The following is a 26,232-nucleotide window of genomic DNA, read 5'->3' on the forward strand; positions in this document are numbered from 1 at the left end:
TAGCTCATAAACTACAAAATATACAAAGCTCCTAAAGATGAAGCTTTAAATGTATTTATTTTAAATACGAATGATGCAACAAGCACATAACGAAGGCAAGGAAATAAGGGAAAAGGACGATTTATAGTGTTAGTGGTCTTCTAACACGCGATGCAATGAAGAATGATTTTCGCGAAGCAAAATATCTTACTGCTTCAGAGGGGCGGGAATCTTCATTCCTTCCCCATTCCAAAAGATTCCCGCGGCTCCACCTGAGTCCGTTCCCTTATTCCTTGACGAAGTGCTTGATGCACCCCATACTCATTTGCACATTGCACATTGCACATTGCACATTGCACATTGCACATTGCACATTCATTCTAATTCCCCATCTACCTTCTCATGATCATTCAACCCATTCCACCCTAAGATTACAATCTACGCATACCATTAACAAATTGCTCGCTGTATAAAATACACTCTAATCTGCATGAACTAGGCACTTTACACCTGCAAATCAACTGAAAAAACACTTCCGAAAAGAATATAAAAAAACTATATTTTCCTCATACACCGCGCGGTTCCAGCTGTAAAAAAATCAAACGAAAATTTAACGTATTTTTTTCCGTAAACCCTATTGAATTTTCATTTGCCTTGTTGTATATTTATACGTATTCATTTAACAGTGATATGACATTGTCGGTTATTCAATTCATCTGGAGTTTACAAAATTAACATTGCACAAATAAACGAAGAGGTAGACGGAGCCCTGAACATACCCTAGGACTGATCCGCAACGCCGCAACGAGGAGGCACGTATTCATGTATGCTGTAGTCACTTGCAGAGCAGCTGTACCCGAAGATGTAGAAGCATTGTATCAATTAATCGCAGGTTATGCTGAGCGAGGTATCATGTTGCCGCGTTCCCGTGAGGCGCTGCATCGGCAGCTAGAGCATTTTGTTGTGGCAGAGATTGATGGTGAGCTGGTAGGCTGTGGCTCGCTATGCAAGCTTGGAGAAGAACTGGTCGAGATTCGCTCGCTGGGTATTTCTGAAGGTCATAAAGGGCAGGGAATTGGCTCTAAGCTCGTCGATACATTAATCGAGCATGCAGCGAAGCGTAAATTGCGTAAAGTGATGGCGCTAACGTACGAAGTATCCTTTTTCAAAAAGAACGGCTTTGAAGTGGTCGAGACGAGCATTTTCCCTGAGAAGGTATGGGCGGATTGCCGTCATTGTCCAAAGCAGGATCGTTGCGATGAGATCGCTGTGTTGAAGGTGCTGGATATTTAATTTCGAAACGAATCCGTTAGCGCTGATCATGCAGAATGGAGGGAATCAGTTAGCATGCAGCAGCTGCCTGTATGGGCTGTAAAGCTGTTGGATGTACACGAATTCTCTTTTCTACAAGATCATCTATAGATGAGAATAAAGTCGATTGCCTGCTATGAGAGAGGCAATCGACTTTTTGTATGCGGGGACAGAGATCAAGCAATGCTTTTGCAGGGATCAAGAAGTGTATTAAAAACAGCATCAACCACATAAGACGTAATATCAACACTTGCAAAATAAAATCTAAACTCTATAATATAGTTAGATGATCTAATCATATATACAAAGGATGAGTTTCAATGGTTCGCAAGCATATTAACTATGGCACGACATCTGATCCATCGCTGCCGCGACTTGGCAGTGAACCGTATAATGAGCTGTGCCAGCAAACTGCCGCAACGCACACGTCGGTTTCAGCTGCTCAGCTTGGTCTATTGATGTTATGGAATAGCGATCATGTATTGGATGTGATGGATGATGCACTCGCGCCGTACGACATTAGTGAGAGTAAGCTGGATGTGTTGTTGCTGATTCGATTGCATGAAGGTCAGCGCGATGTGACAGCATCGGAGCTTGCCCAGCGATTGGGGATACGCAAGGCATCGGCGACTATTTTGTTAAATGGATTGGAGAAGAAGGGCTGGATTTACCGCCAGCCAAGTCAGCACGATGGACGCAAAAGCTATATTCATTTAACCGCAGCAGGCAAGCAGCTATTGGATAATGTGTTACCTGAATTCTGGCAAGCGTGCGCTTCATTAGTCGAAGGATTGGATGAACAGGAACGCCAGCTGCTGCATAAGCTGATGCTCAAATTCAATAAACAGATCGAAAATCGGTTAGGCTCAGGTCGATGAGTAGCCGATTTTCGAATCGTCTTTATATGAAAACGATATTTTTTTGTATGAATGATTAGATTATCTAACTAAATTGAAGAGGAGAATGGATATGTCGATGGTTAGTGACGGGGTTATTCTCAATGAAACGCAGTACAGATGGAGAACATGGCTGCTCGCCTGGAGCGGTCTGATTGTCATGTGCAGCTTGTATATGACGATTCCACTGAGTACGTTATTTGCATCGCAGTTCCACGTGTCTGCTTCTATGGCTGCTCTGAGTAGTAGTGTATTTTCGATTTGTTTTGCCTGTGGTTGTCTACTGTATGGAGCGATTGCTGATAAGTACGGTCGTAAACGCGTGATGTTGGTCGGTATGCTTGGTCTGGCTTTATCTACACTTGCGGCAAGCCTGATGCAGCAGTTTCCGCTATTCATTGTATTACGAGCGCTGCAAGGACTAACCGCGTCTACGTTTTCTCCAGTTGTTCTTGCCTACATTGTATCAATGTTCCCTTCACAGCGTCGCGTAACAGCGATTGGCTTTGTCAGTACCGGATTTTTGCTGGCAGGTATTGTAGGTCAGGTCGTTGCTGGATATATCGGTACACATGATGATTGGCATCATTTATTTTTGCTGTTTGGCTGTCTGTATATCGTAACTGCCCTATTGCTCTGGAGCTTTTTGCCGGGGGATGTGGCTGGACAACCCGAGCTGAATCTGTATGTGTATATGAAGCAAATCAAGCATGTTATTTTACAGAAAAATGTAGTGCTGAGCTATGTGGTCGCGTTTGTACTGCTGACTTCTTTTATCGTTATGTATGCCATATTGAATCATCAGCTGCAAAATGCCGCTTACGGACTGGATGAGCAGTCGATATTGTGGATTCGAATTGCCGGTATCGCCGGTATGATCTGTGCGCCGCTGGCTGGGATCATTTCGCAGAAAAGAAGCTCACGCTTTACATTGCTGCTCGGATTGACGGTAAGCCTGCTCAGTCTTGTTGTGATGGCAGTCTCGGTAGCCTTACCGCTTCTGGTACTGTTCAGTGTATGCGCTGTGGCAGGTATCGCGATTAGTGTACCTGCACTTGTATCAATCGTAGGACAGCTGGGGTTACAGCGGCGCGGTATTGCTGTCTCATTGTATACATTTGTGCTATTTGTTGGGACGGCATTTGCTCCATTTTTGTCGATGCAATTCATCTCGCTGCACAGTCATATGCTGGCATTGGGTAGCAATGCATTGCTGCTGTTGCCTGCGCTGCTGGCGACGCTTGGCATGCGTCTGCCGAAGCAGGAATAAATACAGTCTACGACAACTATGTGAGCAGGTAGATGAATTTCAAATCGAACACAGTAAAAATACCAAACCGACTTGACAATAAAGACGTCGATTTGGTATTTTTGTATTAACCGTTAGCACTCAACTCGAACGAGTGCTAACGAAAAAGATGTTGTGTTTTATTTTAAATGCTACTGCCGTATACAGGTCGAGCATTTATCGGACAGACGATCCGCAACAGAAGACTGTAGGATTGTTGTTTGCAAGGCACTCAAAGGGAGGGAGCCTCATGTTAACCGAGCGTCAACAAATGATTCTGAATGCAATCGTGGATGATTATATTCGTTCGGCAGAGCCTGTCGGATCCCGTAGCATCTCCAAGCGTGGCGATGTCAACTATAGCCCGGCAACGATTCGAAATGAGATGGCTGATCTGGAGGAGCTAGGCTTTCTGGAGCAACCACACACATCCGCTGGGCGTATTCCTTCTACCAAAGGATATCGTTATTATGTCGATCATCTTTCTCCGGTGCAATCGGTGAATCCTGCTGAGGTGAAGGAACTGAAACGCTTTTTCACCGAGCAGCTGAGCGCTGCCGAGCAGATGATGCAGCATGCAGCTATGGTATTATCCCATGTGACGAATTATACGTCGATTTTGCTAGGCCCCGAGGTATTTCATACCTCGTTACGCCATTTTCAGCTACTGCCTCTGGAGGATCAGAGCGCGATTGCAATCATGGTCACAAGCACAGGTCAGGTGGAGAATCGCAAAATCCGTATTCCGGATCATGTGTCTGCTTCCGAACTGGAGCAGACGGTTAATCTGCTGAATAGCCGATTGATTGGAGTACCGTTATACAAACTCAAAACACGTATTTTCTCTGAAATTAGTGAAGAAATGCAGCGTCATCTTGAGCACTATGAAGAGATGATGGCTGCGTTAGATGGCGCATTCGGTCAGGAGCAGGAACAGAAGATTTTCCTGAGCGGTGCGACTAATATGTTGATTCAGCCAGAATTCCGGGATATGGATAAGGTGAAGAGTATTCTTGACCTACTGGAGGAGACGCCAACTTTGACCCGGTTAATGACGGAGGCAGCAGCTCCGCAGGGAATACAGGTGCGGATCGGTGCAGAGAATGCGCATGAAGCATTCGAAAATTGTAGTTTGATCACTGCTACCTATGAGCTGGATGGCGAATCACTCGGTACTATTGGTATACTAGGACCGACGCGAATGGAATATGCACGTGTGATGGGTATCCTGAATATGCTATCGCATGATATGACCCGTATTCTGAAGCAATGGTATCGTTAATTCATTGTTCTCTCTAAAATGTAGCCGTATTCGCTGATTGGATCGACCCGTAGTTGCGGTAATGATTATTTTGACAGCGTCCCACTGTGCTTTATAGCCATCCAGTAAACGGGTTGCAGGAGTACAGTGGTGGACGTGACGATGCATCTATTTTAAGGAGGTGAACAATCTTGAATAAAGAGCAATCCTTTCAAGAAAACAATAACGCCGAGGAGCAGATTCCAGTGCAAGAAACTGAAGCTGCAGAAGCGGTAGCCAATAACGAGCAGACAGAAGCTGGTGGCGAGACAGCCGAGCCAACGACGGAGCAAGTCGTGAGCAAGGATGAGTTGGATCGCGCTCAGGCACATGCCGAGGAGCAAACCCAGCGCCTTTTGCGTGCGCAGGCAGACTTTGATAACTTCCGTCGCCGTACACAGAAGGAAAAAGAAGACCTGGCGAAATACGCATCCGCGCAGCTCATCACCGAGCTGATCCCGGTTATCGATAATTTTGAACGTGCGATGGCGACCAAGCCGGAGCATCCAGAGCTGGAGTCCTTTTCCAAAGGCGTGGATATGATCTTCCGCCAGCTGTCTGATGTGCTGAAAAATGCAGGTCTGACAACGATGGAAACGGTAGGTCAGCCATTCAACCCAGAATTCCATCAAGCAGTTATGCAGGTAGAGTCGGAAGAGTATGAAGAAGGTATTATTGTGGAAGAGCTGCAAAAGGGCTATGTGCTGAAAGATAAAGTACTGCGTCCAGCTATGGTTAAAGTTAGCGGCTAGTCTGCACGAAATGATCCACAATAGCAATCATGTAGCAAGTGAATGACGACTATAAATGATCAATAACTTTACATTATGAGGAGGATATTTAAGGATGAGCAGAGTAATTGGTATCGACTTAGGTACAACGAATTCATGTGTAGCAGTAATGGAGGGCGGCGAGGCTGTCGTTATCCCTAACCCGGAAGGCGCGCGTACAACCCCTTCGGTTGTAGGCTTCAAAAAAGACGGCGAGCGTATCGTTGGTGAAACAGCGAAACGTCAATCGATCACGAACCCGGATCGTACAATCAGCTCGATCAAGCGTCACATCGGTACAGACTACAAAGTACAAATCGACGATAAAAACTACAGCCCACAGGAAATCTCCGCGATGATCCTGCAAAAGCTGAAATCCGATGCAGAAGCTTACCTCGGTCAAACAGTAACACAAGCCGTTATTACGGTACCTGCTTACTTCAACGACAGTCAGCGTCAAGCAACAAAAGATGCTGGTAAAATCGCAGGTCTGGAAGTACTGCGTATTGTCAACGAGCCAACAGCAGCAGCACTGGCATACGGTCTGGAGAAATCCGAAGATCAAACGATCCTCGTATATGACCTGGGTGGCGGTACATTTGACGTATCGATCCTTGAGCTGGGCGATGGCTTCTTCGAAGTTAAAGCAACTAGCGGTGACAACCACCTCGGTGGTGACGACTTTGACCAGGTGATCATCGATTACCTCGTAAGTGAATTCAAAAAAGATCAGGGCGTAGACCTGAGCAAAGATAAAGCAGCTGTACAACGTCTGAAAGACGCAGCTGAAAAAGCGAAAAAAGAACTGTCCGGCGTGATGACAACAACAATCTCCCTGCCGTTCATCACTGTTGTTGACGGCGTACCTCAGCACCTTGAGGTCAACCTGACTCGTGCGAAGTTCGAAGAGCTGTCCGCTGATCTGGTAGAGCGTACACTGGCACCAACTCGTCGTGCTATTCAAGACTCCGGTCTGAGTGCAAGCGAGATCGACAAAATCGTTCTGGTGGGTGGTTCCACTCGTATTCCAGCCGTACAGGAAGCGATCAAAAAGCTGACTGGTAAAGAGCCTCATAAAGGCGTTAACCCTGACGAAGTTGTAGCACTGGGTGCTGCGGTTCAAGCGGGCGTACTGACTGGTGATGTTAAAGACGTGGTTCTGCTCGACGTAACTCCACTGTCCCTCGGTATCGAGACAGCAGGTGGCGTATTCACAAAAATGATCGAGCGCAACACAACAATCCCTACAAGCAAATCCCAGGTGTTCTCCACTTATGCGGATAACCAGCCTAGCGTAGAAATTCACGTCCTGCAAGGTGAGCGTGAAATGGCTGCTGGCAACAAAACACTGGGTCGCTTCATGCTGGGCGATATCCCTGCTGCACCACGTGGCGTACCACAAATCGAAGTTACTTTCGACATCGATGCGAACGGTATCGTTAACGTATCCGCAACAGATAAAGGTACAGGTAAGAGCCAGAAGATCACGATCACTTCCTCGAGCGGTCTGAGCGATGAAGAAGTAGAACGCATGATGAAGGACGCTGAGCTGCACGCAGAGGAAGACCGTAAGCGTAAAGAAACGGTTGAAGTGAAAAATAGTGCGGATCAACTGATCTATCAAGTGGAAAAAACGATCAAGGATCTGGGCGAAAAAGCAGATGCAGGCGAAGTCGAAAAAGCAAATGCTGCAAAAGACAAGCTGAAAGCTACACTGGAAGGCGAAGATGTAGAAGCGATCAAAGCAGCTACAGAAGAGCTGAACACCGTAGCACAGGCGCTGGCAGTGAAGCTGTATGAGCAATCCGCAGCAGAAGGTCAGGCAGCAGGTGGAGCAGAGCAAGGCGCTCCGAAAAACGACAACGTTGTAGACGCTGAATACGAAGTAGTAGACGAAGACAAAAAAGACTAATCCATCATTGGATGATGTAAACTTTTAGAACTGGGAAGGTCAAAGCCGGGGCATCCCGTGCTTTGACTTTCATTTTTTATGTCCACATGGTATAACGGCATAGTGGGTCATACGATCGGAGCTAGATATGCTCATGCTGCGTAGTGTCGCAGAGCATACAGGCATCGTTGAAGCACGGAACCAAAAAATGAAGCATGCTGACGGAAGTTTGGTACAGGCGTCAGCGCGAATGAGCGAGTGGAGGTGGACCAATGGCAGATAAACGCGACTATTATGAGGTTCTTGGCTTAGGCAAAGATGCCTCTGAGGATGAGATTAAAAAGGCGTACCGCAAGCTGGCACGCCAGTATCACCCGGACGTGAACAAGGCAGACGATGCGGAAGCCAAGTTTAAAGAAGTGAAGGAAGCGTATGATGTACTCAGCGATTCGTCCAAACGCGCCCAGTATGATCAGTATGGACATATTGATCCGAATCAAGGCGGCTTCGGCGGCGGTGGATTCTCGGGTGGCGGCTTTGGTGATATTTTCGATATGTTCTTTGGCGGTAACGGCAGACAACGTAATCCGAATGCACCGCAGCGCGGTAATGATCTACAGTACACGATGACGCTGGAGTTCAAGGAAGCGGTCTTCGGTAAAGAAACAGATATCACGATTAACCGTACGGAAAATTGTGATGTGTGTAACGGTAGCGGTGCTAAACCAGGCACACAGCCGAAAACATGTACAGTTTGTCACGGTTCAGGTCAGGAAGAAGTGGTGCAAAATACACCATTTGGCCGTATGGTGAATCGTCGCAGCTGTTCCAACTGTGGTGGTACAGGTACGATCATTGAGGAAAAATGCGGCAACTGTAGCGGCTCAGGTCGCGTGAAAAAGCAACGCAAAATCCATATCCGTATTCCAGCAGGTGTGGACGATGGTTCGCAAATGCGCGTAAACGGCGAAGGTGAAGGTGGTATGCGCGGAGGCCCTCCAGGCGATCTGTACATCGTATTCCGTGTGAAGGATCATGATTTCTTCCAGCGTGAGGACGATGATATTTACTGTGAGATTCCGCTTACGTTTACTCAGGCAGCGCTTGGTGATGAGATCGAAGTGCCAACCCTGACGGAAAAGGTGAAAATTAAAGTTCCGGCAGGTACGCAAACCGGTACGTATTTCCGCCTGAAAGGAAAAGGGGTTCCGCGTCTGCGTGGTACAGGTCAGGGCGACCAGCATATCAAGGTCGTTGTCGTGACTCCAAGCAATCTGACGGACGATCAGAAAGATCTGCTACGTCAATTCGGTTCATTAAGCGGCGAGCATACGCATGAGAATGAGCAATCGTTCTTTGACCGTGTAAAGCGCGCATTTCGCGGAGATTAATTGACTTGCGGTAGTGGATGGCGAATGTAGAAACCATTCATTTCACATAAAGACTGGAGCAGCCCGGTTCTGGCATAGAGCCGGGCTTTGCTCTGTGATGGGAAACGATCAATAGAAACGTAAACTGAGAGGCTATCATGCTTCGTAGACTCATGATCATGATCTTATGGCAGGAGTATATCGATAGATGAATGAAGGAGTTAGCTACGCATTAGTACGTTAGTGATAGAAGGCTTTGAACTGTGATACGTATGTGTAGTACAATGAGGCGTAATGCAAACCGGGCGGCTTGATTATCGCCCGACAATGATCAGGGGGAATGTAATCATGTTATGGCATGAATTAACGATACATACAACCGAGCAGGCGGTGGAGATGATCTCCAATTTCCTGCATGAAGCAGGTGCAGGTGGTGTAACGATTGAAGAATCCGGCACACTGAACAAAGAGCGCGACACCTCCTATGGACAATGGTATGAGCTGCCGCTGAACGATATTCCAGAAGGCGAAGCGGTCATTCAGGGCTATTTTGCTGAGGAGACAGATATGACGGCACTATCGGAAGAGGTAGCAGGTCGTATCGCTCAGCTCAAGGAATTTGGCATTGATGCAGGTGCGGCTGAGATGTCGGTTCGCACAGTGGATGAGGAAGATTGGGCAGATGCATGGAAAAAGTATTTCAAGCCGCTACGTGTATCCGAGCGTCTGACGATTAAGCCAACCTGGGAGGACTACACACCGGAGAGCGAGCAGGAGCAGATTATCGAGCTCGATCCGGGAATGGCGTTCGGTACAGGTACGCATCCAACGACCTCGCTCTGCCTGCGTACACTGGAAACGGTTATTCATGGCGGCGAGGAAGTGATCGATGTCGGCACAGGCTCCGGCATTCTGGCAATCGGTGCAATCAAGCTGGGTGCGAAAAGTGTACTGGCGCTTGACCTTGATCCGGTGGCGGTGTCCAGCGCACGTGAGAACACAAAGCTCAACGGCTTGAGTGAACTGATCCATGTGCATGAAAGTGATCTGCTATCTGTATTGAAGGCAGATGGTCAGGAAGCTTCCAATGAACTGAATGTAACGCTGCCCGTGCAGGTAGTCGTAGCGAATATTTTGGCAGAGATTATTTTGCTATTTATCGACGATGTGTACAATGCACTTCGTCCAGGCGGCGTGTATATCGCTTCCGGTATTTATAAGAACAAAGAGGATGCAGTACGTGAGGCATTGGAGGCTGCTGGCTTCGAGATCGAGGGTGCGCATCGCGATGAAGACTGGATCGCTTTCGTGGCGAGAAAGAGGTAAGTATGGATTTTTTGAATCAGGTTTTATTCGTTCGACTTGATGTATTGCCATTTTATGTGCTGGCGCTTGTGATTGGCTTTACCGTGCATGAGTTCTCCCATGCTTATTTTGCCAATAAGTTCGGTGACCCTACAGCTAAAATGCTAGGTCGAGTCACGCTGAATCCAGCGGCACATATCGATATTCTCGGTATGATTCTGCTGCTTATTGCTGGCTTTGGTTGGGCACGTCCTGTACCGGTGAACCGCGCTAACTTTGATCGTCCGCGTCTGATGAGTATTGTTGTATCTGCGGCAGGCCCGGTCAGCAATCTGTTGATCGCGCTCGTCACAGCGGTAATCTACTATGCGCTCAATTACTTTGGCGTGATTGGCTCCTTTGCGAACAATCGGATCGATATCGCTATTTATACATTTGTGCAGTATATGATCCTGATGAACTGCTTCCTGTTCATTTTCAACCTGATTCCGTTACCACCGCTGGATGGTTACCGAATTGTGAGTGAGCTGCTGCCACCGCGTATTAGCGCTAAGCTGCATGGTTTTGAGCAGTGGGCATTTCTGCTATTCTTGCTAATTGTGTTCCTGCCACCACTGAAAATGTACACGATTCAGCCACTATATGAGCTGGCAGGCACATTATCCGGCAGCTTCTATAGTCTCGGCAATCTGCTATTTGGCGGCTGAGTAAGCGCACAGCAGAGAACGATATTATAGTATTATCCCAAAAAATACCAAACAATCTTGATTGTTGATTCAAAGCCGATATTCGCATTCATGCCGAATATCGGCTTTATTCATTCTTCATGAAGTTCATGAAGCGCTGACGAACCATTGCAGTTGAGCGATTTCTTTCATAATGTAAACGCTTTAAAATTAAAAAGGGCAAATATGAACAATTATTGAACTTTTCGTACGATAAACGTTATAAGAAAATGGATAAAAACGTCGGATATCAGGGTAATGAGGAAAGAGAACAAAGGCTTCTCCATGAAGATTAAGTGAAGTCGGCCGCATCGCTTGACAGCAACTATCGTCTAGTATGATAATGGTTCTCAGATTATAATTATTCTAATTACACGTTAGAGTAATTAAAAAATCATTGGATATAGGGAGGAATTTTATTATGTCTCTGATCGGTAAAAAGGTAGAAGCGTTTAACGCAAAAGCATTTCACAACGGTGAATTCATCGACGTATCTGAACAAAACTTCCAAGGTAAATGGAGCGTAGTATGCTTCTATCCAGCGGATTTCACATTTGTATGCCCAACTGAACTGGGTGACCTGCAAGATCAATACGCTACACTGAAAAGCCTGGGTGCTGAAGTATACTCCGTATCGACAGACACTCACTTCACGCATAAAGCATGGCATGATCATTCCGACGTAATCGGTAAAATCGAATACACAATGATCGGCGATCCATCCCAACGCATCTCTCGTCTGTTTGAAGTTCTGGACGAAGAAGAAGGTCTGGCACAACGCGGTACATTCATCATCGATCCAGATGGTATCGTACAAACGGTTGAAATTAACGCTGACGGTATTGGTCGCGACGCAAGCACACTGGTTGACAAAATCAAAGCTGCTCAGTACGTTCGCAACAATCCAGGCGAGGTTTGCCCTGCAAAATGGAAAGAAGGCGCTGAAACATTGAAACCAAGCCTTGATCTGGTTGGTAAAATCTAAGCGATTCGTTACGATAAATTCAAGCTAAACGTCATTCACGTTTACGTGTAAGGAGTATGAACCATGGCATTAGATGCAGAAATGAAAGTCCAATTGTCGCAATACCTGCAATTGCTGGAGAGCGACATCGTTCTGAAGGTTAGCGCTGGCGATGACAAAGCATCTCAGGAAACGCTGGAACTGCTGGATGAGCTGGCTGCCATTTCCTCGCGCATCACGGTCGAAAAAGCAACCCTCGAACGCACACCAAGCTTTAGCGTAAATCGTGGACAGGAGGACACCGGTGTTGTATTTGCCGGTGTTCCACTTGGACACGAGTTCACTTCGCTTATCATGGCGCTGCTACAGGTAAGCGGCCGTGCGCCTAAGGTAGATGACAGTCTGATCGCTCAAGCCAAAGCGGTTCAAGGCCAATACAATTTTGAATCGTATGTCAGCCTGACCTGCCACAACTGTCCTGATGTGGTACAGGCGCTGAACATTCTGAGTGTACTGAATCCGAACATCCGTCATACGATGATCGAAGGCGGCGCATTCAAGCATGAGATCGATAGCAAAAACATCATGGCAGTGCCTACGGTGTTCCTGAACGGTGAGCCGTTCGGTAATGGTCGTATGTCCCTGCAAGATATTCTGAGCAAGCTGGGTGCAGGTCCGAATGCGGATGAACTCGCTAGCAAGGAAGCGTATGATGTGCTTGTCGTTGGTGGCGGTCCTTCCGGTGCCAGCGCAGCGATCTATGCCGCTCGTAAAGGTATTCGTACAGGTCTTGTAGCTGAACGCTTCGGCGGACAGATTATGGATACTGTTGGTATCGAGAACTTTGTCAGCGTGAAATATACAGAGGGTCCTAAGCTTGCAGCTAGCCTCGAAGAGCATGTGAAGGAATATGGCGTAGACATTATGCCATCCCAACGTGCGAAGCGTCTGGCTAAAAACGATCTCGTTGAAGTCGAGCTGGAAAATGGCGCAGTACTGAAAAGTAAAACCGTTATCCTGTCGACAGGTGCACGCTGGCGGAATATCGGCGTACCAGGTGAAGAGGAGTTTAAAAACAAAGGTGTTGCCTATTGCCCGCACTGTGATGGCCCTCTCTTTGAAGGCAAGCGTGTAGCGGTAATCGGTGGTGGTAACTCCGGCGTTGAGGCTGCCATTGACCTTGCTGGTATCGTGAAGCATGTGACGGTGATCGAGTTCGGTAGCGAGCTGAAAGCCGATTCCGTATTGCAAGAGCGTCTGTACAGCCTGCCTAACGTAACGGTTGTCAAAAATGCACAAACAAAAGAAATCACAGGTACAGATACCGTCAATGGTATTACGTATGTAGATCGTGATTCGCTGGAAGTGCATCATGTAGAGCTGGAAGGTGTATTCGTTCAGATCGGTCTGGTGCCTAACACCGATTGGCTGAAAGATTCGCTCGATCTGACTCGCATGGGTGAGATTGTTACAGACAAGCATGGTGCAACGAGCCTGCCAGGCGTATTCGCCGCTGGTGACTGCACAGACAGTGCATACAAGCAAATCATCATTTCGATGGGTTCCGGAGCAACCGCTGCACTGGGCGCATTTGATTATATGATTCGCAACTGATTTGATATTTTAGTCTCTGGTGCTTGACCGGGGATGAAGGAAGCCCTTTTCTATCTGGTGTTTATCGGATGGAGAAGGGTTCTTTGTTTTATATGGATCGTTGCAGGTGGCTGAATGATGGTCGATGAATGTACATATAAAGTGTAGAAGGTACGCCTGTACAGGCTGTTATGTGTTTGATAATACGTACGAATATCGTAATTTAATTTTAGTGTTTAATCGATACATCGCTCTATAAATTGCGTCAAAACTCTAGCCCTCGCTGGCTAAAAGTTGTATGATAGGGTTTCAGGGTTCATGTTCCAATGGGTAATCAGTAGCGTTATTTTTAGGAAGTCCGGCTGGTTCACACGGTCGGGCTATTTGAATGCGACGCGTAGGTCTGGTAGCCTTGGAGTAGAAACAGATTCAGGAATAGCATGTTGATCCTATGCATAGAAAGTGGATGAGTGATGCAGCGATATTTTGTACCGGCAGCGCAGTTTAGTGAGCATAGCGTAACGATCACTGGTGAAGATGCCCGGCATATTATAAAGGTAATGCGTTCGGAGGAAGGTGACGAGCTGATCGCCTGTGACGGAGAACAGCTTGATGTACTTGCTGCGATTGAAAGTATGACAGACGGGGTTGTAACAGCGCGGATCCTAGAGCGACTGGAGCAATTGTCCGAAGCGAAGGTGCAGGTGACGATCGCGCAAAGCTTGCCGAAGGGCGATAAGATGGAGACGGTCATTCAGAAATGCACCGAGCTGGGCGCAGCTGCGTTCGTTCCCTTTTTGTCGGCACGCACGGTTGTGCAGTATGATTCGCGTAAAGAAGAGAAGCGCTTGCAGCGCTGGAGCAAGATCGCTAAGGAAGCGGCAGAGCAAAGTCATCGTAGCCGTATTCCAGTGATCCAGCATCCGCTGAGCTGGAAGCAGCTAATTGCTTCGCTTGAAGCGTATGATCTCATCTGTTTTTGTTACGAAAAGGAAGATGGGAGTCAGCTTCGTGATGTAGTGCAGCCGTTTGCGGCTAGTCTGGCTCAGCGTCAGCAGAGCGAGCAGCCTGCACGTGTACTTATTGTAGTCGGACCGGAAGGCGGCTTTACCGAGCAGGAAGTGGAGACAGCAGAGCAGCATGGCGCTGTATCGACCGGGCTGGGACGACGTATTTTGCGTACCGAAACTGCCGCGATGACAGCACTTGCTTGTATTATGTATGAAACCGGAGAAATGGGAGGAATTTGAATTATGCCATCTGTAGCATTTTATACTCTGGGCTGCAAAGTAAACTTTTACGATACAGAGGCCATGTGGCAGCTGTTTAAAAATGAAGGCTATGAGCAGGTTGATTTTGAAGAAAAAACAGCTGATGTGTATGTGATCAATACCTGTACGGTGACGAACACAGGCGACAAAAAGAGCCGTCAGATTATCCGCCGTGCGGTACGCCGTAACCCGGATGCGATTATCGCGGTAACGGGCTGCTATGCACAGACATCGCCAGCTGAGATTCTGGATATCGAGGGCGTTGATCTGGTTGTAGGTACACAGGATCGTGAGAAGCTGATGGAGCATATCCATACGCTGCAATCCGAGCGTCAGCCGATCAATGCGGTGCGTAATATTATGAAAACACGCGAGTTCGAGGAATTGGATGTACCGGACTTTGCCAATCATACACGTGCCTTTTTGAAAATTCAGGAGGGCTGCAACAACTTCTGTACGTTCTGCATTATTCCATGGTCACGCGGTCTGTCCCGTAGCCGTGCAGCAAGCAGTGTTATTGCCCAGGCGCATCAGCTCGTAGCTGCTGGATACAAGGAAATCGTACTGACGGGTATTCATACAGGTGGCTATGGCGATGATCTGGAAGATTATGATCTGGCCGACCTGCTGTGGGATCTGGACAAGGTTGAAGGTTTGGAGCGCATCCGTATCAGCTCTATCGAAGCAAGTCAGATTACAGACAAAGTGCTGGATGTACTGAACCGTTCGTCCAAAATGTGCCGTCACTTCCATATCCCGCTGCAAGCTGGTGATGATACTGTGCTCAAGCGCATGCGCCGTAAATATACCGTTGCTGAATACGCGGAGAAGATTCGCCGTATCCGTCAATCGATGCCAGACGTTGCCATCACCACAGACGTAATCGTCGGCTTCCCAGGCGAAACAGATGAAATGTTCCAAAACGGCTACAATATGATGAAGTCGATCGGCTTCTCTGAAATGCACGTATTCCCATACTCCAAGCGTACAGGCACACCAGCCGCACGTATGGAGGATCAGGTGGATGATGAAGTGAAGCATGCACGCGTGCACCAGCTGATCGATCTGTCTGAGCAAATGCAGCTGTCCTATGCTGAGAAATTTGTCGGTCATGTGCTGGATATCATTCCAGAGAACAATGACAAGGGCGTATTCGGCGAAGGTATGATCGGTGGTTATAGCGATAACTATTTGCAAATCGCCTTTGAAGGCTCGGAAGAGCTCGTTGGTAAGCTATGTCGTGTGAAGCTTGTTGAGCCAGGTGCGAATACGTCTAAAGGCCAGCTTGTACGCGTATTGGAGCAGGAGCCAAGCCAGCTCGCTTAAAGCGATTGGGCGCTATGCTTAAAAGATAACATATAGTAGAACAGTGCTGGTGAAAATAGCTTTTGCTATTTGGAAATCAAGCATTTTGGTGAGAATAACGATATGCGTTCAGATGTATTGGGTGTATAAACTCATTCGTACTGTTTTTAAAATGAGAAGTTGTTTATAGATCAAGCTTCATAATAATATTCAGCAGGATTTCATTTTGCATAACTGGCGAGATGCCGGAGCCGCAAGGTGAAATCCTTTGTTTTGCCGTGAAATGTATATCGTGAAGTGTATTTGGTATGAATCGCTTGAAATGTAGTACGCATTGATCAGGATAGAATCAATGAATAGTAGATCGATCGGTATTTGATTGTATTGGGATGTACGTATAAAAGGAGTGAGCCATCGTGGCAACGGTTATTTTACAACAGAAACGTAAGAAAAGATTAGAGCAAGGACATCCGTGGATGTTTGAAGGGGAAATTGCTACAGTAGAGGGCGAGCCGCAAGCAGGCGAGGTTGTACAGGTGATGAATCATCAGCGTAAGTTCCTCGCTACAGGTTATTACAACCCGGCATCGAAAATTAAAGTTCGTATTATTTCCAGACAGCCGGTGATCGAGATGGATCAGGCGTTTTTTGCCGAGCGATTCCGCTGGTGTGTACAGCATCGGGAGCGCTTTTTGCCTGAGGAGCGTGCTTATCGTCTAGTGTATGGTGAGGCCGACTTTTTACCTGGCTTGATTGTGGATCGTTTTGACGATGTACTCGTTGTCCAGCTGCTCACGCTTGGTATGGATCAGCGTCGCCAGCAGATTATCGATGCACTGGTTGAAGTTATTCAGCCAAAAGGCATCTATGAGCGTAGCGATGTATCCGTTCGTAAGCTGGAAGGGCTGGAGGAAACGACAGGCGTACTGTATGGTGAATGTCCACGTCATGTGACCGTGCAGGAAAATGGCTTGTGGATCAAGGTCGATATCGAGCAAGGTCAGAAGACCGGTTATTTCTTCGATCAACGCGAAAATCGTGACTCGATCGCTCCGCTGATGCTCGGCTGGGGTGAACGTAGCGGCATTACATTGCAATCGGTCACACAGGATGGCGAAACGGTACAGGCTCCCGTGAATCGTAAAGGCAATGTGGTGGAATTCCCATACTGGGATGGAGCAACGGTGCTAGAATGCTTCTCGCATACAGGTAGCTTCACGCTCAATGCATGCAACTACGGTGCGAAAAAGGTAACCTGTTTGGATATTTCTGCACATGCGATCGAAAGCGCTGAAGAAAATGTACGTCTGAACGGGTTTGAGGATCGGGTAGAATTTGTCGTAGCCGATGCATTTGACTACCTGCGCAGCAATGCCAAGGGACTGGAAGAGCGCCGCAACCGCGCCGAAGGCGGTAAGCACGATACATCTGTACCGATGACCGCAGGCGGTGGACGTAGCTGGGATGTTGTGATTCTCGATCCACCTGCATTTGCCAAAACGAAAAATGCAGTTCCTGGTGCCGTACGTGGCTACAAGGATATTAACCTGCACGGTATGAAGCTCGTGAATGAAGGCGGCTATCTCGTAACTGCAAGCTGCTCGTATCATATGAAGCCCGAGCTATTCCTGGAAACGATTCAGGAAGCCGCTCAGGATGCAGGCAAGGTGCTGCGTCTGGTAGAGTGGAGAGCGGCAGGTAAGGATCATCCGCAAATTCTCGGCGTAACCGAAGGGCATTATCTCAAGTTTGCGATCTTTGAAGTGCGTAGCGCTTCGTTTTAATAGATAAAGCAGTGTTCTGCCCAAGCATTATTCATTCAGTAAGCCTTATAGTATAATTATAGTTATGGTGAGGAGTCCCCTCCGCCTGTCGTACCGCATTGTACGCCTGAGGCGGTGGGGATTTCCTTGTTTACGGGTATACTATACAGGAAGATAAGCACAGCGGAATGATAACGACATAGCAGTAGTATTGAAATCCAACACATAGTACGATAAAGTGGAAAGATAAGAACATTTGTTCTATTAAAGAATTGTAAGTGAAGAGAGATATTTTACAGACCAAAGGGGATATGCATATGCCTCTCAAGTTTATGATCGGCCGCTCGGGCAGCGGTAAAACGACAACGATTATTAATCGAGTAATCGATAAAATTGCAGCGGAGCCGACAGGCGCACCGCTATTTATTATTGTGCCAGAACAGGCATCCTTTCAGACGGAGCATGCGCTTATTCGAACCGAGCGTGTACGTGGCAATATGCGTGCAAGTGCATTTGGCTTTCGGCGTTTGGCACAGCTTGTACTGCGTGAGGTCGGCGGTTCGGCCCGAATCGTGATTGCAGATGAAGGCAAAAAGATGCTGCTGTATAAGCTCCTTCAGCAGCAACAATCGCAACTTAAGCTATTTGGACGTTCTGGTGAGCAGTTTGGCTTTATTAGTCAGCTGAGCGAGCTGTATAGCGAATTTAAGCATTATTCGCTCACAGCCGAGCAGCTAGAGGGCTATGTACAGCAATCTGTAACAGGCGTCTCACCACTTCTGACAGACAAGCTACACGATTTACAGCATATTTATCGCCAGTACGAATATGGATTGTCGCAGTTATATATTGACCGCGACGATACGCTTGATGATCTGGCAGAAGCGATTCCGCGCTCAGAGATGCTGAACGGAGCAGAGGTCTGGATTGATGGCTTTCATAGCTTTACGCCACAGGAATATAGAGTCATCATGGCACTGCTGGACAAGGTAGATGGTGTGACGGTGTCGCTGACACTGGATCGTCCGTACTGGGATGAGCAGCCACCCGAGATGGAGCTGTTTTATCAGCAAGCGGTTGCTTGTCGACGTCTGTATCAATTTGCAGAAGCGCTTGGTCATGCCGATCCTCAGGCGGTAGAGAATCTGTCGCCTGCACATGAGGATGTCCCTGTCCGCTTTGCGCATAGTCCGCTACTTGCCCATCTGGAAAAGGGCTATCGTACGCGCAGTCTGTGGAAGGGTGGTCGTCTACAACAGGGTACAGCGGATGAGCTATCTGTACATTGTGCCCCTGATCGTCGTACAGAAATCGAGGGCGCACTACGTGAAATGGTGAAGCTAGCGCGTGAGCAGGGAGCAAGATGGCGAGAAATGGCTATCTTTGTGCGTAATCTGGATGATTATGAGCATCTGATTGCACCGCTAATGGAAGATTATAATATTCCTTATTTCTTAGATAAACGACGTGGTATTTTGCATCATCCGCTAGCTGAGCTTATGCGTGCTGCACTTGATGTGGTGCAGTATAACTGGCGCTATGAAGATGTATTTCGCTGTATCAAGACGGGATTGCTCGTCACACTGGATGATGAAGTAACGGCAGATGATCTGGATCGCCTTGAAAATGTCGTGCTCGCATGCGGTATTCATGGATATCGCTGGACAGATGGACGCGAATGGAGAGGCATTCCAAGTCTGTCACTGGAAGCAGAGGAGACAGAGAACGGCCAGCCGAGCGAGCGCGATATGATGCAAGCGCAGCAGATTGAAAAGGTACGCCGTAGAGTCGCCGCGCCACTACAACGGCTGGAGAAAAAGCTCAAAAAGGCAAGACATGCGACTGAGATGTGTATTGCTCTGTATGAGCTGCTGGAAGAGCTGGAGGTCGCCGATAAGCTGGAGCAGTGGAGTGCTGAAGCGGCTGCTAGTGGGCAACCACTGCGCGCACGCGAGCATATTCAGATTCATGGCGGCATTATCGAGCTGATGGAGCAAATGGTCGATATTATGGCGGAGGATGAGCTTCAGCTGGAAACCTTTGCTGGATTGCTGGAAACGGGTCTTGCGGGATTAAGGCTGGGGGTTGTACCACCAGCGATCGATCAGGTGCTGATCGGTTCACTGGATCGTACTCGTCCGCTAGATATTAAATATGCATTTGTGCTTGGTATCAATGATGGCATTGTGCCGTCCGTATTTCCAGATCAGGGCATTTTGAATGAAGCCGAACGATTGAATCTAACAGATAGTGGACTGGAGCTTGCGCCAGGCATTACACGTCGTCAATTGGATGAGCAATTTATTATTTATCATGCACTGACGGTTGCGAGTGATCGTCTGTGGATCAGCTATGCGATGAGCGATGAGGAAGGTCGAGGCTTGATTGCTTCCGAGGTGATCACGACCGTCAAAGCACTCTTCCCTGGCTTGCGTGAGCAATCGCTCAGTATAACGGCTGATGTACGTCAGACAGCCGAACAGCAATTACAGCTTATTGGGCGTCCAGGCGTGACACTGCCTCATCTGATTGGACAGCTGCGTGAATGGAGCCGTGGCACGAATATACCGGTCCTATGGTGGCATGTGCTGCGCTGGTATGATGCGAATGAAGCATGGAAGCCGCAGCTGCATCGATTGTTCGGCTCACTATTTTATGAAAATGTCGGTCATCGTCTGAGCGAGGAAACGAGTCAGCGTCTGTATGGTCGTGTACTACGCACGAGCGTGTCTGGTATGGAGCAATTCGTATCCTGTCCGTTCGCCCATTTTGCAGCGCGTGGATTGAAGCTGCGCGAACGGCAGGAATACCGTCTGAAAGCACCGGATATCGGTCAGCTGTTCCACGCCTCCCTCACAACGTTGGCGCAGGATTTGAAGGAGCAGGGGCGCAACTGGGGCGATCTGACACCAGAGGAATGTGTACAGGTAGCCGAAGCGGCAGTAGATAAGCATACGCCGCGCTTACAGGGTGAGATTTTGCTAAGCTCGCGGCGATATGGCTATATTACACGCAAGCTACGCGATATCGTGAGCCGTGCTTCGGTCATCATTGGTGAGCAGTCACGACGTGGACAGTTTGAGCCGCTGTTTTTGGAGCTGGCATTCGGACCGGACTGTAACTGGCCTGCATTGCGCTTTACTTTAGATAATGGATACACGATGGAGATTGTTGGGCGCATTGACCGTGTGGATGTAGCGGAAGGTGAAGGCAATCTGCTCATTCGGATTATTGACTATAAATCCAGTTCGACCGATTTGAAGCTGCATGAGGTGTATTATGGTCTGGCACTACAGATGCTCACGTATCTGGATGTGCTGCTCACCCATGCAGAAGAGAAGCTCGGACAGAAAGCTGATCCAGCAGGCGCTCTGTATTTCCATGTACACAATCCGATGCTGCAATCGGGCAATCGTCTGAGCATGGAGCAGTCACGTCAGGAGCTGCTCAAGCGTTTTAAAATGAAAGGTCTACTTGTTGCAGACCGTGATGTGATCGGTAAAATGGACAGCACGCTGGAAAAAGGACATTCTGCGATATTGCCTGTTGCCGTGAAGGCAGATGGTGGCTTTTACAGCAGCTCGGCAGTCGCTTCACCAGAGCAATGGCAGGAGCTACTAACGAATGTGCGACAAACGGCACGGCAGATCGGTGAAGGCATTACAGGCGGTGTAACTCAGATTGAGCCTTATCGCATTGATCAGGAGAAGGCATGCACATTCTGTGCGTACAAGTCGGTCTGTCAATTTGATGAGAGTATCAAGGGCAACGCCTACAATATGCTGAAAAAACCAAACAAAAACGAAACATGGGAGCTGCTGCAAAGTCAGCAAAACCCGCAGGAGGGAGAGAGCGGACATGAACGATCATGATCGTGAACAGCAACCATTACAGAGCGGACAGGGCGATCATGCCGATTCTGCGGGCTTTAGCGATGCTGGCAGCCAGTCCGCGCATCAGGAGCGCGCCCATGCCTTACAACAGCTGGTCATTCCAAGACCGGAGGATAGTACATGGACAGAGGATCAATGGAAGGCAGTTTCGCTGCGCGGTGACAATCTGCTCGTAGCCGCCGCTGCGGGTTCAGGTAAAACGGCAGTGCTGGTTGAGCGCATCATTCGTCAGGTGACGGATCCAGACCATCCACTGGATGTGGATCGGATGCTGGTGGCTACGTTTACGAAGGCGGCAGCGACCGAGATGCGTCAACGGATACGGGCAGCGCTTGACCGTGAGGTGCTGAATCGACCGAATGATGAACGGCTGCGCAGACAGCTCGCACTACTCGGTCAAGCATCGATCACAACGCTGCATTCCTTTTGTATGGAGGTCATTCAGCGTTATTATGCGATGATTCCGCTTGATCCCGGCTTCCGCATCGCGAATGAAAATGAATGCGCCATGATGCGTGAGGAATTGCTGGAGGAATTATTCGAGGATAAATATACAGAGGAAGAAGAACGCGATAATAAGCAGTTTCATCGCTTGATCAACTGGTTTGGTGGCGAGCGTAGCGACGAAGCAGCGATGCAGCTTGTAGAGCGTCTGTATCATTTTGCACGCAGTCATCCGTGGCCTGAGCACTGGCTACGTGAAACGGCAAAATCCTTTCAAGTGCAGGATGCAGAGCAGCTGGAGCAGTCCGTCTGGGTAGAGCAGATTGTGAATGATCTGCATATGGCACTGGAAGGGCTGGAGGCACTGGTGCAACAGGCGATCGATACTGCGCTACAGCCTGGTGGCCCTGCCGCTTATGCGGAGACACTACGCGGTGATCTGGAGCTTGTTCATCATCTACAGGATGCAGTCGCCTTGAAGCCATGGAGTGAGCTGTATCCGGTATTTCAGCAGATTACATTTGGCAAGCTCAAGTCTGTGCGTAAGGATGATGCGCTGGATGTACAGCTACAGGAGACAGTCAAGCAGCTTCGCGACACGGTTAAAAAGTCACTGACAGAGCTGGGAAATCTATTTTTTGGTCGCACGGCAGATGAGTTTGCGCAGGAGCTGCGTGAATCGGCACCGCTGATGGAGGAGCTATCGGAGCTGGTGATTCGCTTTAGCGAGCGTTATCAGCAGGAGAAGCAGCGACGCGGCTGGGTGGACTTTTCTGACCTGGAGCATTATGCGCTACAGGTACTACGTGATCCATCTTCTACGCCAGAGCAGCTTTTGCCTTCGGCAGCGGCACTGGAATATCGGTCACGCTTTGATGAAGTGATGCTGGATGAGTATCAGGATACGAACTCGGTACAGGAGCAACTGGTACAGCTCATTTCACGTGAGCAGCCGGGCAATCGATTTATGGTTGGCGATGTGAAGCAAAGTATTTATCGCTTCCGCCTTGCCGAGCCAGGACTATTTTTACAAAAGTATCATCATTATCGTGATGATTGGAGCGGTGACGGACGCCGAATCGACCTGTCACGAAACTTTCGTAGTCGGACACAGGTTGTGGATGCGGTGAATATGCTATTTCGCCAGCTGATGAATGAAAAGGTTGCCGAGATTGTATATGACGAGCGTGCGGAGCTGGTAGCAGGTGCGCAATATCCAGACGGTTATGAAGCGGATTATGAGCCGGAATTCTGGCTGCTTGAGCGTGGCGGCAATGGTGTAAGCGCAGATGAGGAAGCTATCGATAGCGATAATATAACGGGTGGTGACGAGGCAGAGCTGGAATCTGCACGTCTGGAAGCCCAGGCGATCATTACGCGCGTGAGAGAAATGATCTCTCCAGATGGCAAGCCGCTGATGATTTATGATAAAGCGATCGATGGACTGCGTCCGGCAGAATATCGCGACATGGTTATTTTGCTGCGTTCTACGGCGGTATGGGCACCGCTTATGCTGGATGAGCTGAAGTTAGCTGGTATTCCAGCCTATAGCGATGTGGAGCAGGGGTATTTTGAAGCGGTTGAGGTTGATGTGATGCTATCACTGCTGGAGATTATCGATAATCCACAGCAGGATATTCCGTTTGCCTCTGTATTGCGCTCGCCCATTGTTGGCTTGAATGAGGATGAACTTGCTCAGGTAAGACTGGCGCGGAAGCAGGTGACCTTCTACGAGGCGATGACGACCCTGCTAGAAGCTACATCAACAGCGTCAACATCAGAAGCATCCGATACAATGGTTCAGCCTACTACAGATATTGGCGAAATGGCTCCAGAGCGTGCGCAGCCAGCGGATGAATGGCAATATGCCGCCAGCTTAACCGACAAGCTACGCCGCTTCCATGAGCAGCTTCTTAGCTGGCGTGCCGAAGCGCGCGAAGGCGAGCTGGGAAGCCTGATCTGGCGCATTTATCGCGAGACAGGCTATATGGACTGGCTGGGTGGATTGCCGGGCGGTGTGCAGCGCCAGCATCATTTACGTATATTGTATGAACGGGCGTTGCAGTTCGAACGTAGCGGTTCATCACAGGGGTTATTCCGCTTCCTGCGCTTTATTCGTCGTCTCAAGGATACGGGCGGCGATCTTGGCTCGGTATCAGGTGGAGCTGAGGAAAATGCGATTCGGATTATGACGATTCATAAAAGTAAAGGACTGGAGTTCCCGGTCGTCTTTCTGGCGGGTATGTCCAAAATGTTTAATATGCAGGATCTGAATGCACCGTTTCTAATGCATAAGGAGCTGGGCTTTGGGCCGAAGTTTGTAGATGAGGATACACGGGTAAGCTATCCGACTTTACCGAATCTGGCGATCCGTCGTCGTGCGATGAAGGAGCTGCTGGCAGAAGAGCTACGTGTGCTATATGTCGCATTAACTCGTCCACGCGATAAGCTGATCATGCTGGCAACGGTCAAGGATCTAGATAAGCGTATTGCAGCCTGGAGTCAGGTGCAGTCTCATCCAGCGCTAGAGCTACCTGATTATGTACTTGCTCGTGCGCGTAGTTATATCGATTGGTTAGGCCCGGCATTTATGCGCCATCGGGCGGCACGTGTATTCCGTGAGCGTAATGAAGCAGCAACCGCACCTTATGCAGCAGTGCTAGCTGATGATCCAGCAGCATGGCAGGTGCATATTCTGGATACTCGTCAACTAATAGACACGTTAGATGCAGATGAGCAGACGGCTGTAGAGCCGCGTCAAGATGATCCTAAATGGCAAGCGATGAAGGCAGGAAAAGCTCCGCAATGGCACGATATTATTGTCGCTGCGCTGGAACAGGAGCAAAGCGATCAGCCATTAGCTGCTATAGCGGACATGGCTGACGAAAATTCTCATGCCAAGCATAATATAACGTCAGCAACTGAGTCTCTGGAGCCGACAGCTACCCCTACTAACGCTTCTGAGCAGACTAAGGATGTCGATACTACAGCTATCGATGCGAAGACGCTTGCCCAGCATGTACACATTAGTGAAGCAGACTGGCATCGGCTGGATGAACAGGAACAGCAAGCCGCTGAGGCGATTGATACCCGTCTCAGCTGGACATATCCATATGAACAGGCTGCACATATTGCTGCTAAAACGACGGTGAGTGAGCTGAAGCAGCAGCTTGTATCGGATGAGATACCGGATGCTGATCTATGGGAAGGAATCTGGGATTTGAACCCTCAGCTGCAAGCTTATATCGATCGGCAAAAGCAGCATGAAGCTGCTGGCGAAGGCATAGCGACGAATACATCGCTTTTAGCGGAGCTTTCTTCGAAAATATCCCAGGAAAATCTGTCCAGTGATGGATCGTCAGATACTTCTGATCGTCACCGGAATAGTCTTAAGCTTGAACGCCCCTCCTTTATGGAGAAAAAAGGTCTAACCGGCGCCGAGCGTGGGACGGCCTACCATATGGTGATGCAGCGTGTGCCCATACAAGCAGGTGAGGTGACGACCTTGCTTGTTGAGGAAACGAAGCAGCGTTTGGTAGACCAGCAGATTTTACGACAAGCCGAGGCAGATAGTGTACAGCCGGATGAAGTAGCTGGATTTTTCCAGACTGAGCTCGGTCAGCGCCTGATGAACGCTTCATGGATTCGACGTGAACTGGCATTCAGCCACGCGCTGCCTGTTAATGAGCATGGTGATCTGATGCTGACACAGGGCATTATCGATTGTCTTTTCCGCGAAGGGGAGCGCACCATTCTGGTCGATTACAAAACAGATCGTGTTCTTCCGCATGAAGGTGGACTTGAAGCCTTGAAGGAGCGTTATCGTATCCAGCTGGAGCTTTATGCACAAGCTGTACAGCAAGCATTTGGCTGGAAGGTCGATGAGCTATGGCTGTACTTTTTTGACGGTAAGCATGAGGTTCGTATAGATGGATAAATAGACGGGAAGCTTATCATTCTAACGATCATCGAATCGCACAAATCTAATTCTCTGAATGCTGAATAGTATAGAGTTCCCACAGATCGATGCACAGGTGGATCGAGGTACTTTTTACATGCGGTTCGGCTGATCGTTAGTTCTGTTTTGTTTAGTTATGATTGGCGACTCAATAAGCCCGATCTAGTGCAAAACCATACAACGATAACTCATATGCTCTATACAAA

Annotated in this window: 16 protein-coding genes; all 16 read left to right on the forward strand. The window is 48.4% G+C overall.

Annotation, left to right across the window (positions count from 1 at the left end):
• The first annotated feature begins 801 nt into the window (after positions 1-801).
• The 16 genes from SK066_RS07475 to addA all read left to right on the forward strand — a co-directional run bounded on the left by SK066_RS07475 (position 802) and on the right by addA (position 26,005).
• Complete coding sequence (locus tag SK066_RS07475; RefSeq protein WP_188776326.1) at positions 802-1,272, forward strand: N-acetyltransferase; 471 nt, start codon at positions 802-804, stop codon at positions 1,270-1,272.
• A 338-nt stretch (positions 1,273-1,610) separates the two neighbouring features.
• Positions 1,611-2,168 (forward strand): MarR family winged helix-turn-helix transcriptional regulator, encoded by a 558-nt coding sequence (locus tag SK066_RS07480; RefSeq protein WP_320544221.1) that lies wholly within the window; start codon positions 1,611-1,613, stop codon positions 2,166-2,168.
• 91 nt (positions 2,169-2,259) lie between these two features.
• A complete protein-coding gene (locus SK066_RS07485; RefSeq protein WP_320544222.1) occupies positions 2,260-3,456 on the forward strand; it encodes an MFS transporter in 1,197 nt (398 codons plus the stop codon).
• Positions 3,457-3,724: 268 nt separating this feature from the next.
• The gene (gene hrcA / locus SK066_RS07490) at positions 3,725-4,756 is read left to right on the forward strand and encodes a heat-inducible transcriptional repressor HrcA (protein WP_188776329.1); all 1,032 of its coding nucleotides are present in this window, start codon (positions 3,725-3,727) and stop codon (positions 4,754-4,756) included.
• 170 nt (positions 4,757-4,926) lie between these two features.
• Entirely contained in the window at positions 4,927-5,526 is a 600-nt protein-coding gene (grpE, locus tag SK066_RS07495) for a nucleotide exchange factor GrpE (protein ID WP_320544223.1), read from the forward strand.
• A gap of 94 nt (positions 5,527-5,620) precedes the next feature.
• Positions 5,621-7,456: a molecular chaperone DnaK gene (gene dnaK, locus SK066_RS07500; protein WP_188776331.1), complete on the forward strand. Its 1,836-nt coding sequence runs from the start codon at positions 5,621-5,623 to the stop codon at positions 7,454-7,456.
• Positions 7,457-7,707: 251 nt separating this feature from the next.
• Positions 7,708-8,826 (forward strand): molecular chaperone DnaJ, encoded by a 1,119-nt coding sequence (gene dnaJ / locus SK066_RS07505; protein ID WP_188776332.1) that lies wholly within the window; start codon positions 7,708-7,710, stop codon positions 8,824-8,826.
• Between the two features lie 327 nt (positions 8,827-9,153).
• A complete protein-coding gene (gene prmA / locus SK066_RS07510) occupies positions 9,154-10,131 on the forward strand; it encodes a 50S ribosomal protein L11 methyltransferase (protein ID WP_320544224.1) in 978 nt (325 codons plus the stop codon).
• A 2-nt stretch (positions 10,132-10,133) separates the two neighbouring features.
• The gene (locus SK066_RS07515; protein ID WP_320544225.1) at positions 10,134-10,817 is read left to right on the forward strand and encodes a site-2 protease family protein; all 684 of its coding nucleotides are present in this window, start codon (positions 10,134-10,136) and stop codon (positions 10,815-10,817) included.
• A 439-nt stretch (positions 10,818-11,256) separates the two neighbouring features.
• Positions 11,257-11,820, forward strand: coding sequence for an alkyl hydroperoxide reductase subunit C (gene ahpC / locus SK066_RS07520; RefSeq protein ID WP_188776335.1), 564 nt, complete (start codon positions 11,257-11,259; stop codon positions 11,818-11,820).
• 63 nt (positions 11,821-11,883) lie between these two features.
• Positions 11,884-13,413: an alkyl hydroperoxide reductase subunit F gene (gene ahpF, locus SK066_RS07525; RefSeq protein WP_250343645.1), complete on the forward strand. Its 1,530-nt coding sequence runs from the start codon at positions 11,884-11,886 to the stop codon at positions 13,411-13,413.
• 452 nt (positions 13,414-13,865) lie between these two features.
• Positions 13,866-14,642: a 16S rRNA (uracil(1498)-N(3))-methyltransferase gene (locus SK066_RS07530; protein WP_320544226.1), complete on the forward strand. Its 777-nt coding sequence runs from the start codon at positions 13,866-13,868 to the stop codon at positions 14,640-14,642.
• Between the two features lie 3 nt (positions 14,643-14,645).
• Positions 14,646-15,989 (forward strand): tRNA (N(6)-L-threonylcarbamoyladenosine(37)-C(2))-methylthiotransferase MtaB, encoded by a 1,344-nt coding sequence (gene mtaB / locus SK066_RS07535; RefSeq protein WP_188776340.1) that lies wholly within the window; start codon positions 14,646-14,648, stop codon positions 15,987-15,989.
• A gap of 395 nt (positions 15,990-16,384) precedes the next feature.
• On the forward strand, positions 16,385-17,752 hold the full coding sequence (locus tag SK066_RS07540; RefSeq protein ID WP_320544227.1) for a class I SAM-dependent rRNA methyltransferase: 1,368 nt from the start codon (positions 16,385-16,387) through the stop codon (positions 17,750-17,752).
• Positions 17,753-18,048: 296 nt separating this feature from the next.
• Positions 18,049-21,603 (forward strand): helicase-exonuclease AddAB subunit AddB, encoded by a 3,555-nt coding sequence (gene addB, locus SK066_RS07545; RefSeq protein ID WP_320544228.1) that lies wholly within the window; start codon positions 18,049-18,051, stop codon positions 21,601-21,603.
• Positions 21,590-26,005, forward strand: a complete 4,416-nt coding sequence (addA, locus tag SK066_RS07550; RefSeq protein ID WP_320544229.1) for a helicase-exonuclease AddAB subunit AddA — start codon at positions 21,590-21,592, stop codon at positions 26,003-26,005. Before addB ends, addA begins: the two co-directional genes overlap by 14 nt.
• Positions 26,006-26,232 lie beyond the last annotated feature (227 nt).

The sequence above is a fragment of the Paenibacillus hunanensis genome (genome assembly GCF_034055775.1).
Taxonomy (GTDB): domain Bacteria; phylum Bacillota; class Bacilli; order Paenibacillales; family Paenibacillaceae; genus Saccharibacillus; species Saccharibacillus hunanensis.